The organism is Streptomyces venezuelae, from assembly GCF_008642335.1.
In the GTDB taxonomy this organism is placed as follows: Bacteria; Actinomycetota; Actinomycetes; order Streptomycetales; family Streptomycetaceae; genus Streptomyces; species Streptomyces venezuelae_F.
Map to the genome: position 1 here is coordinate 6,200,533 of NZ_CP029191.1, position 12,867 is coordinate 6,213,399.

At 72.3% G+C, this 12,867-nt stretch carries 14 protein-coding genes; 9 read left to right on the forward strand and 5 right to left on the reverse strand.

The window, feature by feature from the left end; all coding sequences use genetic code 11:
- Window positions 1-24 precede the first annotated feature (24 nt).
- On the reverse strand, window positions 25-1,161 hold the full coding sequence (locus DEJ49_RS27960; protein ID WP_223833236.1) for an acyltransferase family protein: 1,137 nt from the start codon (window positions 1,159-1,161) through the stop codon (window positions 25-27).
- A complete protein-coding gene (locus DEJ49_RS27965) occupies window positions 1,161-3,500 on the reverse strand; it encodes a PIG-L family deacetylase (RefSeq protein ID WP_150186665.1) in 2,340 nt (779 codons plus the stop codon). The genes DEJ49_RS27960 and DEJ49_RS27965 overlap by 1 nt, the downstream gene beginning before the upstream one ends.
- Before the next feature lie 158 nt (window positions 3,501-3,658).
- Between DEJ49_RS27965 and DEJ49_RS27970 the strand changes: the two genes are divergently transcribed.
- Both DEJ49_RS27970 and tsaD read left to right on the forward strand, forming a co-directional pair.
- Window positions 3,659-4,573, forward strand: a complete 915-nt coding sequence (locus DEJ49_RS27970) for an alpha/beta fold hydrolase (RefSeq protein ID WP_150186666.1) — start codon at window positions 3,659-3,661, stop codon at window positions 4,571-4,573.
- A gap of 64 nt (window positions 4,574-4,637) precedes the next feature.
- A complete protein-coding gene (gene tsaD / locus DEJ49_RS27975; RefSeq protein ID WP_150186667.1) occupies window positions 4,638-5,714 on the forward strand; it encodes a tRNA (adenosine(37)-N6)-threonylcarbamoyltransferase complex transferase subunit TsaD in 1,077 nt (358 codons plus the stop codon).
- A gap of 126 nt (window positions 5,715-5,840) precedes the next feature.
- Here the strand turns inward: tsaD and DEJ49_RS27980 are convergent, their stop codons facing one another.
- Window positions 5,841-6,785: a carbon-nitrogen hydrolase gene (locus DEJ49_RS27980; RefSeq protein ID WP_150186668.1), complete on the reverse strand. Its 945-nt coding sequence runs from the start codon at window positions 6,783-6,785 to the stop codon at window positions 5,841-5,843.
- A 148-nt stretch (window positions 6,786-6,933) separates the two neighbouring features.
- Here DEJ49_RS27980 and DEJ49_RS27985 point away from each other — a divergent pair, with 148 nt between their 5' ends.
- From DEJ49_RS27985 to DEJ49_RS28005, 5 genes are all read left to right on the forward strand, one after another.
- Entirely contained in the window at window positions 6,934-7,938 is a 1,005-nt protein-coding gene (locus DEJ49_RS27985) for a LacI family DNA-binding transcriptional regulator (protein WP_150186669.1), read from the forward strand.
- Between the two features lie 106 nt (window positions 7,939-8,044).
- The gene (locus DEJ49_RS27990; protein ID WP_150186670.1) at window positions 8,045-8,272 is read left to right on the forward strand and encodes a DUF2945 domain-containing protein; all 228 of its coding nucleotides are present in this window, start codon (window positions 8,045-8,047) and stop codon (window positions 8,270-8,272) included.
- Window positions 8,269-8,622 (forward strand): DUF3140 domain-containing protein, encoded by a 354-nt coding sequence (locus DEJ49_RS27995; protein WP_223833018.1) that lies wholly within the window; start codon window positions 8,269-8,271, stop codon window positions 8,620-8,622. The genes DEJ49_RS27990 and DEJ49_RS27995 overlap by 4 nt, the downstream gene beginning before the upstream one ends.
- Window positions 8,623-8,639: 17 nt before the next feature.
- Window positions 8,640-9,812: a spore photoproduct lyase family protein gene (locus DEJ49_RS28000; RefSeq protein WP_150186671.1), complete on the forward strand. Its 1,173-nt coding sequence runs from the start codon at window positions 8,640-8,642 to the stop codon at window positions 9,810-9,812.
- 173 nt (window positions 9,813-9,985) lie between these two features.
- Window positions 9,986-10,183 carry a hypothetical protein gene (locus DEJ49_RS28005; RefSeq protein ID WP_150186672.1) on the forward strand — a complete coding sequence of 66 codons (198 nt, stop codon included), beginning with the start codon at window positions 9,986-9,988 and terminating at the stop codon, window positions 10,181-10,183.
- A gap of 35 nt (window positions 10,184-10,218) precedes the next feature.
- Here DEJ49_RS28005 and DEJ49_RS28010 read toward each other — a convergent pair whose 3' ends face one another.
- The gene (locus DEJ49_RS28010) at window positions 10,219-10,443 is read right to left on the reverse strand and encodes a hypothetical protein (protein WP_409240381.1); all 225 of its coding nucleotides are present in this window, start codon (window positions 10,441-10,443) and stop codon (window positions 10,219-10,221) included.
- 168 nt (window positions 10,444-10,611) lie between these two features.
- Here DEJ49_RS28010 and DEJ49_RS28015 point away from each other — a divergent pair, with 168 nt between their 5' ends.
- Complete coding sequence (locus DEJ49_RS28015; protein ID WP_150186673.1) at window positions 10,612-10,803, forward strand: hypothetical protein; 192 nt, start codon at window positions 10,612-10,614, stop codon at window positions 10,801-10,803.
- An 18-nt stretch (window positions 10,804-10,821) separates the two neighbouring features.
- On the opposite strand, the gene DEJ49_RS28020 is transcribed toward DEJ49_RS28015, so the two are convergent.
- Window positions 10,822-11,478, reverse strand: a complete 657-nt coding sequence (locus tag DEJ49_RS28020; RefSeq protein WP_150186674.1) for a histidine phosphatase family protein — start codon at window positions 11,476-11,478, stop codon at window positions 10,822-10,824.
- A gap of 132 nt (window positions 11,479-11,610) precedes the next feature.
- On the opposite strand from DEJ49_RS28020, the gene DEJ49_RS28025 reads away from it, so the two are divergent.
- Window positions 11,611-12,867, forward strand: a complete 1,257-nt coding sequence (locus tag DEJ49_RS28025) for an amidohydrolase (protein ID WP_150186675.1) — start codon at window positions 11,611-11,613, stop codon at window positions 12,865-12,867.

A 12,867-nucleotide genomic window follows, 5' to 3' on the forward strand; every position in this document is an offset into this window, starting at 1 on the left:
CCTCGTCGAACGCCACCGTCTCGGTCACCTCGGTCTCCTGCCGTCCCCGCCATGAAACGTGGTTGCGCGTTCCACCTTGCCCTGGGCCCGTGAGTCCTCGCCCGTCGGTACGACCGCCCGCGGCAATCGCGGCTCCACCACCGGCCGGAACACCTTCCGCACCGGCGGAGTCGACAGCAGGAACACCGTCGTGATGACGGCGACCGTGAGGAGGGCCTGGCCCGGTACGCCCAGGTCCTTCAGGTACGGGTACAGGCCCGCCGCCTCGCCCGCGCGGATCAGGAGGCCGTGGAGGAGGTACGGGTACATCGTCGCGGCGCCCAGGGCCGTGAAGACGGTGCGGCGGCGGGGGACGCAGGCGAAGAACGCCGCTACCAGGGCCGCGCTCAGCAGGAAGATGCCGATGCGGATGGCCAGGTACTGGGGCCAGGTCACGTCCAGGTCCGTATAGCCCGCGTCCATGGAGAGCCAGTGTTCGTCGGGGGCCGGGAGCCACAGGTACGACGCCGCTCCGGCGCAGACCAGGGCGGGGATCGCGCAGCGGCGGGCCAGGCTCGTGCGCAGGAGGGCGAAGTGTTCCGGGCGCAGGTTCAGGCCCAGGACGAACCAGGGCAGGAACATCAGCACGCGGGGGAGCGCCAGGTCGTAGGCCATCGTTGTCAGGCCTGCCAGGAGGGACACAGCTGCCGCTGTGGGCACCGGGTAGCGGATCGCTCGCCATACCGGGGTGCTGAGCCGCCAGAGGAACAGGGCGATCAGGAACCAGCAGAGGTACGTCGGTTCCGTGGGGGTGTACGCGAACGGCTCGTCCCGCACCGCGCTGTTCGTGGCCGCGTACGCCAGCTCGAAGAGCAGGTACGGGAGGAGGACTCCCTCCAGGAGTCGGCGTACCTGGGCCGGGGTGCCCGTGAAGCGTTGCGAGAAGTAGCCGCACAGCAGGATGAACGCCGGCATGTGGAACGTGTAGATCAGCGTGTGCACCGACTGGAGCGCGTGCGTGCCGTACACGATCTGTTCCCAGGAGTGGCCCAGGGCGACCAGCACGATCAGGAGGAACTTCGCGTTGTCGAAGAACGGGTCCCGGGTGAGGTCCGGCCCGCCTGCCGCGTTCTGTGTGCGGGGCGGATCCTGCGGCTTCGTGCCCGGCATCCGTACGCGCATCACGCCCTCGACCTCCCCTCCGTCGGGGACCCCACCGGCTGCCAGGGAGCCAGGCGACCTCCTCCACGCGTGGCATGGGTCCAGTACAGGCGGCTGTCGAGGCCGAGCATCGTGAGGACGACGCCGCCCGACGACAGGGGGGCGCTCGACGGGGCGCCCGCGGGGAGTACGCCGGTGTGGTTCCACTGCGGGCGGGTCTGCGGGCGGTTCCTCGCCCTGCCCGAGGTCCCCCACGCCGTGGCGACATCGCCCGTGGCGGTACGGGCCGCCAGCAGCACGTCGCCCCAGTCGTCGGACGTGGCGCTCACGGGGCCGTAGCCGCCCGCCCCGCCCAGGTCGGCGACGGACGTCGACGTGTGTGCCGTGGACGAACGGCGTACGCGGCCCGGTTCCGCGGAGTCGGAGGGGGAGGAGGCGGTGAGGGCGCTCGCGTGCAGGCGGGCCGAGCAGACGTTGCCGGAGTTCGGGGCGCGGTAGAAGACCCGGACGCCGTCGTCGTCGCGGCGGACGGTCAGCGGCAGGGTGGTGGCCGGGAGGCCGGTGGCCAGGGGGCCGCGCACCTCGGCTCCCGGCTCGTCCTTGATCCAGGCCAGCACGGTGTGCGGGGTGGCGGCCAGGACGTACGACCGTCCGGTGCGGTCCGTCGCCGTCACCGGGTCGCTGTGCACCGCCTTGCCGCCCAGGCTCCGCCACGGCGTCCACGTGCCGTCCGGCTGCTGGGCGCGCGTCGTCAGCTGATGGGTGCTGTCGCGCAGGAAGACCGACATCGCGCCGTCGCGGTCCACGGCGACCGCCGGGGAGCTGATGTCGTTCGTACCGATCTCGTCGGACAGCTCGGGGGTGCCGAGGGACTGCCAGGGACCGAAGGGCTTCCCCGGGGCCTCCTGGACCACGTACCCCACTTCCTTGCCGTACCCGGCCGCCGTTCCGTCGCCGAAGAGGGTGCGGGTGCCGAAGACCGCTATCCGCCCGTCGGGAAGAGCCGTGGGGCGTACGCCTGTGTCCATGTCGGTCTCCGGCTGGAACACGGGACCCTTCCAGTCGCGCGCGTCCCACTTCCCGCCCTTGACGCCCTTGCCGCCCGGGCGGTGCCAGTGCGCGATACGGCCGTCCAGCACGGCGAAGGCCCACAGGCTGTCGTCCTTGCCCGTGAGCAGCCAGTCGGCGCCGCTGTCGCCGGCGTGGTGGATGCTGTGCGACCAGCGGGGCTTGGGGCTCGCGGCGACCTTGAGGTCACCGCAGCCCGCCGGGTCCTCGCAGGAGTCGCGGGTGGCGTCGTCGCTCCAGGAGTACGTGGCGAGCGTACGGGCCTTCGACGCGCCGGACGCGGGGTCCAGGGCCTGGGGGAGACCGCCGTTGAAGTAGCCCATGTAGGTCTGCACGGTGAAGTGGGGGCGCGATCCGGTGGCGGCGTACCGGGAGAGGGCCTGCTGCACGAAGCGGGCGCCGAAACGGTGGTCCTGGTGGTCGGAACACTTGAGGTTGCGGTCGAGGCGGCCCGGTGTCGGGTTCTGCATGCGGACCTGGGTGGGGCGGAACCGCTCGAGGTAGCCGGTCAGGGTCTGGATGAGCTGTTCCTTCGTGTACGAGAAGTCGCGGGTGACCGGACCGCCGTGCGCCAGCTGCGAGCCGAGCGCGTCGATCCGGCCCTCCCACAGTCCGTGCAGGCTGTGCGGGCGATCGCCGGTGATGCTGCCCGCCTCGTGCAGCAGCGTCCACACCAGGTGGATGTGGGGGTACCCCTGCAACGTGTCGAGCTCCGCCTGCCCGCCGCCCGCCGTCGCAATCACGGTGCGCTGCCAGGGGTGGCCGGGGCGTCCGGTGACCATCTCCGCGTACGCGGCGCGAATGCCGTTCTGCCGCGCCTTGGCGTACTTGCGCTTGTCGCGCGTCGGGCGGGGGCGGCCCTGGCTCGCGCCCATGCCCACGCCCTTGCCCGAACCACCCGTGCCCGTATGCGCGCCCGCCCGCGGGCCGTTGACGCCGTTGGACTCGCCGGACGTGAGGTAGATCGTGGTCAGCGGCCTGCCGCTGCGCAGCGACTGCCCGACTTCCGGGTTGATGAAGAACAGGTCGTCGTCGGGGTGCGCGACGATCTGCACGATCGCTTCCGTCGTCTGCGGCTGCGGCCCGGACGCCGCCCACGTGCCCGTCGGGGCGGCCCTGCTCAGGTCCGGTGCCTGATGCGGCACCGCGGGCGCTTCCCCGCCGCCACCGTTCGACCGGACGGCCAGTCCTATGCCGACCCCTATGGGCGTCATGGCACCCAGCACGGTGGCCGCGAGGACGTTGCGACGGGTGGCGCGCGGGCGCGAGAGAAGGCGCTTCTCGGGGGGCATGGGTGGTCTTGCCTATCTGCGTCTGACGTACCGGCCACTCGGCTCGCGAGGCGCCGCCGTGAACTCCTTGATCACTGGGGAGGATGACGCTCGGAAGCGGGGGGTTGTCCTCAGTGATCTTCCTCACGGGTGATCCGGGGGCGTCTTGGAGGTGTTCTATGGGTGTCCTGCGGTCGTCCTCGCGGGTGGGTCTCACGTCACTCAGTGACGGGGCGCAGGTGCACTGGACCGCGGCGCTGCCGGACGGCGCGGGTGGGGACGGTGCGGGCGCAGGCGGTGGGCGGACGTCGCCCGTCGTGCTGCTGCACGGCGGTCCCGGGCTCCCCGACTATCTGGGCGACGTCGCCGGCATGGTCGCGGACCTCGCGCCCGTGTACCGGTACGACCAGCGCGGGACCGGGCGGTCGGTGTGGCAGGGGCGTCATACGTTCGCGCGGCACGTCGGCGACCTCGCCGAGCTCCTCGACGCGTGGGGCGCGGCCCGTGCCGTGCTGGTCGCGCACTCCTACGGTGCCGATCTCGCCGCCCGGTTCTGTCTCGCGCACCCGGACCGGGTGGCCGCCGTGCTGCTGATGTGCGGGCCGTTCCTCGGGGACTGGCGTGCCGGGTACCGGGCCGAGCGGGATCGCCGCATGACCGACGCGCAGCGGGAGCGGCTCCGCGTACTGGAGGAGTTGCCGCACCGCAGCGAGGAGCAGGAGGTCCAGCTGCTCACCCTGGCGTGGTTCACCGATCATGCCGATCATTCCGATGCCGGACGTGGGTGGCGGTGGGCCGAGCGCGACGCGCGGCTGAGGCGGCCCGTCAACTGGGGGATGAACCGTGAGCTGGGCGCGGCGGGGCGGGCAGATCCCCTCGACGGGCATCTGGACGAGTTGCGCGCGTGTCTGCCCGTGCGGGCGGAGCTGCTGGGCGGGTGCGACGACCCGCGGCCGCTGTCGGCGCTCGACGGCCTCGCGCGGTCGCTCGGTCTGCCGCTGACCCGGATCGAGGGCGGCGGTCACGAGCCCTGGCTGGAGCGGCCCGACGCCGTGCGGGCCTGTCTGCGGCGTTTCGTGCGGGGGCGTTCCTGATCTGACTCGACGCTCCTATTGCACATATATTGCAAGTGCGTATGGAGTGCAGAGGGAGTGTGCGGTGGGTCAAGGCAAACCAGTCGTGCTGGGCATCGAGTCGTCGTGCGACGAGACCGGAGCGGGGATCGTCCGGGACGGAGAGCTGCTCGCGCACGTGGTCGCGTCGAGCATGGACGAGCACGCGCGGTACGGCGGCGTCGTGCCCGAGATCGCCGCCCGCGCCCACCTGCACGCCTTCAACCCGGTCGTACGACAGGCCCTCGACCAGGCAGGACTGCGGCTGACGCAGCTCGACGCGGTCGCCGTCACCACCGGTCCCGGCCTGTCCGGCGCCCTCCAGGTGGGGCTCGCCGGCGCCAAGACCCTGGCCTACGCGGCCGGGGTGCCGCTGTACGGCGTGCACCACCTGGCCGGACACGTCGCCGCCGACACCCTGGAGCACGGCCCGCTGCCCGAACCGTGCGTCGTGCTCATCGTCTCGGGCGGGCACACCTCGCTGCTCCTGGTCCGGGACCTCGTGCGCGAGCCGATCCTGCACCTCGGGGACACGCTCGACGACGCGGCGGGGGAGTGCTTCGACAAGGTCGCCCGCATCCTGGGCCTGCCGTATCCGGGCGGGCCCGCGATCGACCGCGCGGCACGGGACGGGGATCCGCGGGCCGTGGCGTTCCCGCGGCCGCTGACCCGCCCCGGCGACGACCCGTACGCCTTCTCCTTCTCCGGGCTCAAGACCGCCGCGGCCCGCTGGGTCGAACGGCACCGCCTCCGGGGCGAGGACCTGTCGGTGGCCGACGGGGCCGCCGCGCTGCAGGAGGCCGTCGCCGACGTACTGACCCGCAAGGCACTGGCGGCCTGTCGCGCGTACGACGTGCGGACGCTGGTCGTCGTCGGAGGCGTGGCGGCGAACTCCCGGGTCCGCGGACTCGCCGAGGAGCGGTGCGCGGCCGCCGGGATCGAGCTGCGCGTGCCGCCCATGACGCTGTGCACCGACAACGGCGCGATGATCGCCGCCGTCGGCGATCTGCTGATGCGCTCCGACGCCGAGCCCGCGCCGCTGAACGTGTCGATCGACCCGTCGGCGCCGCTCGCATACGCCTCGCTCACCCCGCTGCCGAGCGCACCGGGACGGGCTGCCTGACAGGCATCACCATCGGCCCCCCGGGTGACCGTCTGCCGCCGTACGCGGACGACGTCCGCAGTGTTGGCGTGGACGCCTTAAGGGGTGCGCCCCGCGCGAGGGGTGCGCACCCCTCGCGCGGGACGTTCAGTTCGTGGACGTCAGCGGCCCGTACGCGTCCGGGCGGCGCGTCGCCAGGAACGGGAAGAGCTCCAGCCAGTCGCGGCGCGCGTCGAGGTCGAGGTCGGCGACCAGGACGGCGGGCTCGTCGCGCGGGGCCTGCGCGAGGACCCGGCCGTAGGGGTCGACGATGAACGAACTCCCGTAGAACGTGAGGCCGTTCTCGGAGCCGATGCGGTTCGGCACCACCATGAACGTCGCGTTGGCGATCGCGTTGCCGGTGATGACCTTCTGCCAGATCGGCTGCGTGTCGAAGCCGGGGTGGCCGGGCTCGGAGCCGATGGCGGTCGGGTAGACGAGGACGTCGGCACCGGCCAGGGAGTAGGCGCGGGCCAGCTCCGGGAACCACTGGTCCCAGCAGGTCGGCAGGCCGAGGTGGGCGTCGTCGACCCGGACCAGCGGGAACGCGTCGTCGCCGGCCGGGCCCTGGCGGAACCAGTGGTCCTCGTAGTAGCCCTCCGAGACAGGGATGTGGGTCTTGCGGGTGCGCTGGGCGAGGCTGCCGTCCGGGGCGACGAGGATCGCCGTGTTGTAGCCGAGCCCGTCGTCCTCGCCGTCCGGCGCGGGGGCCCGCTCGTACAGCGAGGCGTGCACGTACAGCCCGTGCTCGCGTGCCGCCTCGGCGGCGAACGTGAACGTCGGGCCGGTGAGCAGCTCCTCGGGCTCGGCCGGGGCGGGGTGGTCGGCCTTGCGCACGACCGCGAAGTACGGCGACAGCGTCAGCTCCTGGAGGCACACCACGCGCGCGCCTTCCGCCGCCGCGAGACGGATGCCCTCGCGCAGGGCCGCGCGGTGCTCGTCCGGGTCGCGGTGCCAGCGCTGCTGCACGGCGGCCACGCGGAGGGGGGACCGTTCGGCGGGGCGGGTCCTGGTGGGGGACGCGGGCGGGTTGTACGCGGTGATCAGACGCATGACGACTTCCAGGGGAGGAGTACGGGGAGGGCGGAGTGGTGTCGCTCGCCGGTGCCGGAACGTTCCGGCACGGCCGAATGTAAACCGTGCCGGAACGTTCCGGCAAGAGTCGGCCCCGACTGATCGCGTACGTCTACACTTCGGCCACGTGAATGCCCGTACCGTCACTCTCCTCGACGTCGCCCGCGCCGCCGGAGTCTCCAAGAGCACCGCCTCCGACGCCCTGCAGGGCGCGGGCCGCGTCGCGGAGGCCACCCGCGAGCACGTCAGGGAGGTCGCCGCCCGCCTCGGCTACCGGCCGAACAGCGCCGCGCGCAGGCTCCGCCGCGCCAGTACCGGCGCCATCGGGCTGCACCTGCCCCAGACGGCGACGCGCCTCGACTACTACATGAACCTCGCCTTCGGTGCCGTCGCCCGCGCCCAGGAGGAAGGCTTCGACGTCGTCCTGCTCGCGCCCGCCACCGGCACGCACGAACCGCTCGCCTCACGCGTCGACGGCCTCCTCGTCATCGACCCCGAGCTCGACGACCCCGCCGTGCCGGGTCTCCTCGGCGCGGGCATCCCCGTCGTCACCGGCGAGCGCTACCTCGGGTCGGCCCCCGCCCCCAGCGGCGCGGTCATCTGCGACAACTCCGCCTCCCTGACCGCCCTCCTGGACCACGTGCACGCCCGCGGCGCCCGCCGCCCCGCCCTGCTGGCGCCCGCCGACACCTCCGCGTGGGCCGCGGCGCTGCACGGCACGGCCGGTGTCTGGGGGCGTATGCACGACGTGCCGGTCGAGGTCCGCACGGTCTCCTTCGCGGCGACGCCCCGCGAGGCGGAGGAGGCCACGCTCGCGCTCCTCGCCCAGGCGCCGGAGATCGACGCGGTGATCTGCGCCCCGGACGGCGCGGCACCGGGGGTGCTCCACGCGGCCGCCGCCCAGGGCCGTGCCGTGGGTCGCGACTTCTACGTGGCCGCCTGCGTGGACGGAACCGCAGTCCGCGGCGCGGCGCCGCCCGTCACCGCCGTCGACCTGCGCCCTTCGGCGTACGGGCACGCCTGCGCGGAACTCCTCTGCGACATCCTCGCGGGCCGCACCGACCCGGCGACGGTCCGTACCCACCAGTGGGCCCTGGAGGCCCGCGCCTCCACGCTCGGCCCGGCCGACTGACGCGAGCCGCCCGGAATGCACCCTTCCGTGAACGGCGGGAGAGTGGGTACGTCGCCCGACCAGGGGCGGCGCCGAGCGAGCGTGTCGCCGAGGGAGCGTGTCGAACGTGGCCAAGGAAAAGAAGCTCAAAAAGGGTGACCAGGTCTCCTGGAAAAGTCATGGGCAGACCGTTCCTGGCAAGGTGAAGAAGAAGATCACGGAGCGTACGGAGGCCGCGGGGCGCAGCGTCGACGCGTCCAAGGACGAGCCCCAGTACGAAGTCATCAGTGACAAGTCCGGCCGCAACGCCGTCCACAAGCCGGGTTCTCTGCGCAAGAAGGGCGGCGGCTCTTGAGCGGCGACGGCGACGGCGAAGGAAAAGAGCAGCGGGACGACACCTACAAAGAATTCAAGGAAGCCGTCAATATGACGCCTCGCGCGCTCAAGGACTGGCTGGCCACGGACGACTCGAAGAGCGTGGGCCAGTCGGACGGCGGCGGCGAGAGCGTGGGACACGCGTCCGGGCGCCGCATCATCGAACTCCTGGAAAAGAAGAAGGCCGATCTCACGGACAGCGACATCGCGCACATGCGTAAAGTCGTCGGATACGTGCACCGCCATCTGAAGCAGCGGCCGAGCGGCGACGTCACGGAAACGCGGTGGCGATACTCCCTCATGAACTGGGGGCACGACCCGACGGCGTAGAGGCGAGCAGGAACACCATGAGCACCGGTCCCGGAGAGCCCGAGCAGCAAGCCCTTTTCGGGTGGTCGGACACCGTGCCCGAGGGCGCCGCGCCCCCGCCGGGCCGCGCCTTCCGCGACAGCCCCGAAGCCCGCCGCATGCTCGACGTGCGCGAGGTCTACGCCGAGCCCGCCGCCCTCGACTCCCCGCGCGGTCAGCAGATCATGAGCCGGCTCCCGCCGGACGTGCGGGTGACCGAGGTCGACGGGCACTGGCGCATCCCGTCCCTGCACGGCAACGACGGCAACATCGGCCGGTGGGTCCGGATCAAGACCGAGACGCTCGTCCTCGGTGTCAAGCACAAGCTCGCCACCCGCCCCAACGGCCGCTCCGCCGACTGGATCGCCCCGGGCCCCTCCAACGGGTGCGCGATGGCCTGCGCCTACTGCTACGTCCCACGGCGCAAGGGCTTCGCCAACCCCATCACGCTGTTCACCAACATCGAGGCGATCGTCGCCCACGTCCGGCGCCACGTGCGGGCCCAGGGCCCGAAGACCGAGCCCAACCAGTGCGACCCGCGGGCGTGGGTGTACGACATCGGCGAGAACGGGGACTGTTCCGTCGACGCCCTGGTCAGCGACAACACGGCCGACCTCGTCGCCGCGTTCCGCGCCATGCCGACCGCCAAGGCCTCCTTCGCGACCAAGTTCGTCAACCCCGACCTGCTCGCGCTCGACCCGCGGGGGCGCACGCGGGTGCGCTTCTCCGTCATGCCTCCCGACGACGCGCGGCTCCTCGACATCCGCACCAGCCCGGTCCCCGAGCGGATCGCCGCGGCCGCCGACTTCCTCGACGCGGGGTACGAGGTCCACTTCAACCTCTCGCCCGTCGTGCTGCGCCCCGGATGGCAGCGGGACTGGGCCGAGCTGCTCGTCCACCTCGACGACGTCCTGCCCGCCCGCGTCAAGGAGCAGGCGGCCGCCGAGATCATCATGCTGACCCACAACGCGGGGCTCCACGAGGTCAACCTGGGCTGGCACCCCAAGGCCGAGGAGCTCCTCTGGCAGCCGGACGCGCAGGAGACGAAGCGGTCGCAGAACGGGGCCCTCAACGTCCGCTACTCCCAGGACGTCAAGCGCCAGGCCCTCGCGCGCCTCCACCAGCTCCTCGAGGAACACGCGCCCTGGCTGCGCATCCGGTACGCCTTCTGACGAGCCCGGTCCTGCGATCCCGGTCCTGGATCCCGGTCGTGAGAGGAGGATCGTTACTTCTTTCACGTACGGGTGATATGGGGCGTATCGGGACGGAGGGCTGGGGAGTCACCGGGCGGCTCGCGTTGCTCGTCGAGCCGCAGGCAACTCAGCTCACAGGAAAGAGAGTTCACATGCGCCGCTCCGCCGCCGTCATCCTCGGTGCCGTCATGCTGCTGGGGGTCCTCGCGGTGCCCGCCAGTGCCGTGCCGGACCCCGTCACGACCGTCGACTGCCTGACCCAGGCGGCCGGCGACGTCACGTCCCTCGTCGACCCGGCGAGTCTCGGCGTCCCCTCGGAGGTGCCGGGCGCGGCGTGCCTCGCTCCGTGACGGTCTGAAGGGGCGGGCGGCCCGCGCGGGCCGCCTCAGCCGCCCCATCGGTAGCCGTCGCCGAAGAGGAGCGTGTGCTCCAGCACGTCCTCCATCGGGTCGTCGATCTGGCCGGTGTTGACCAGCGCGACCACGGGCGCGTTGTGCGAGTTCTCGTGCGTCTCGTCGGCGTGTGCCGTGCCGGAGCACAGGACGGCCGGTGCGGCCGCTGCGGTGACCAGGGTCCAGCGGGACATCTTCCGTACCCAATTGCCGTTCACTGCGGCCTCCTTGGAGCGTGCGCGTGCGGGCCGCCGGTCGCGGCCCGCTCACCGGGGGTAACCCGGGCGCGCTCGTGAAGTCACCGATTGTCACTGACGATCATACGAACGGGTTGTCGCCGTCCGTCGCCCGAATGACCCAATCCCTCTGTCCCGTAAGGCTTCCGCATGTTCCGTCACGCTCTGGCTCTCGCTCTCTTCGCCCTTGCCGCTGCTATGGGACCGGCCGCGGCGACCACCGGCGCGGCGAATCCCGGCCCGCTGCCCCTGCCGCTGCCCGTCGCCGACACCGTCGTCAATGAAGGGGTCTCGGTCGAGGGGCCGCTGATCAACAACATCGGCCTGCCCACCGTGTTGTGACCGTGCAGGTGAGAGGGGTCAGGTGCGGAGTCCGGGCGGGAAGCCGGTCCAGCGCAGGGCCTCGGGCAGGTGCCCCATGTCGTTGTAGAGCACCAGCGCGGCGGGGCGGCCCGGGGTGTAACGGATGACGGTCAGGGCCGCGTTGCCGTGGTTCAGGCCGAGCCAGCGTGCGGGTGGGGCGTCGAGTGCGGCGCGGACCAGCCAGGCGGTCAGGAAGTTGTGGGTGACGAGGAGTTCGTGGCGCGGAGTGTCACCGGGGACGGGGCCGGTGAAGCGGGACAGCGCCTCGGCGGCGAGTGCGGGGCCTTCCTCGCGTTCCGCGTCGGGGAAGCGGGCCAGGCGTTCCAGGGTCGCGTCGGCCGTTTCCGGGGGCAGTTCCTCCGTGCGCGGGATGTAGGGGAGGTAGTCGCCCGCCGGGGCCGAGCGGATCAGGGGGGCGTTGCCGTCCAGGGCGTCGGACATCAGGGTCGCGGTCTGTTCGGCCCGGGGGAGGGGGCCGTGGTGGATCGCCGCGAACGGGATGCCGCGCAGCCGCTCGCCGAGCAGGGCCGCCTGTGCGCGGCCTCCCGGCGTGAGGCCGCTCTCGTCGGGCGTGGCCTCGCCGTGCCGGGTGATGTAGAGGTGGCGGGCGGACGTCGCGTCGGTGTCGGCCGTACGGGTCGTGGGGGTGATCATGACGGCAGGGACGCCCTCGCGTTCCGCGTCGGTTCCGCCCGCTCGTGCGGACCCGGCGCAGGTTCCGCCCGCCCCGAAGGCCGCACGAGACCGTACGTAGGGTGGCGGGACACCACAGAAGAGGAGCGTGACATGTCCGCCGCCGAACGGAAGCCTGCCGCCCTGCTGGGCCTGGACGCCATCAAGGATGACCTCGCCGCCCTCTACCGCGACCTGCACGCCCACCCCGAGCTGTCCTTCGCCGAGCACCGCACGGCCGCCGAGGTCGCCCGCCATGTGGAGTCGTACGGCTACGACGTCACGACCGGCGTCGGCCGCACCGGCGTGGTCGCCGTCCTGGAGAACGGCGCGGGACCGACCGTCCTGCTGCGCGCCGACTTCGACGGGCTGCCCGTGACCGAGCGCACCGGGCTGCCGTACGCGTCCGTGCACGACGGGGTGATGCACGCGTGCGGGCACGACATGCACGTCACCTGTCTGCTGGGCGCGCTGAAGCTGCTCGCGGACGCCCGCGCCGACTGGTCGGGCCGGATCGTCGGTGTCTTCCAGCCCGCGGAGGAGGTCGCCAAGGGCGCGCAGGCGATGGTCCGGGACGACTTCTACGCGCGGTTCGGCGTGCCGGACGTCGTGCTCGGGCAGCACGTCGCGCCGCTGCCCGCCGGGATGATCGGCGCGCACCCGGGGCCCGCCTTCGCGGCCACCGACTCCCTGCGCGTGCGGATGTTCGGCAAGGGCGCGCACGGTTCGCGGCCGGAGTCGTCGATCGACCCCGTGGTGATGGCGGCCGCGACGGTGATGCGGCTGCAGACGGTCGTGTCCCGGGAGATCTCCGGCGCCGAGACGGCCGTGGTGACCGTCGGCTCGCTCCAGGCGGGCACGAAGGACAACATCATCCCCGACGAGGCCGAGCTGAAGATCAACATCCGATCGTACACGCCCGAGGTCCGTGCGAAGGTGCTCGCCGCCGTCGAGCGCATCGTCAAGGGCGAGGCGGCCACGGCAGGCGCGGAGCGGGAGCCCGAGATCACGGAGATCGACTCGTTCCCCGTGCTCGACAACGACGCCGACGCCGTGACGAAGACGATGGCCGCCGTCGGCGCGGTGCTCGGGGAGGACCGTGTCTTCGACCCCGGTCCGGTCACCGGCAGCGAGGACGTCGGGTACTTCGCGACCTCCGCCGACCGCGAAGTGCCCCTCTGCTACTGGCTGTTCGGCGGCGCAGACCCCGCGGAGGTCGCCGCGGCGCAGAAGGCGGGGACCTACGAGCGGGACATCCCCTCCAACCACTCGCCGTTCTTCGCGCCGCTGGTCGAGCCGACCCTGACCACCGGGGTCACGGCGCTCACAGCGGGTGCGCTGGCGTGGCTGGGCGGCCGGCCGTCACAGTGA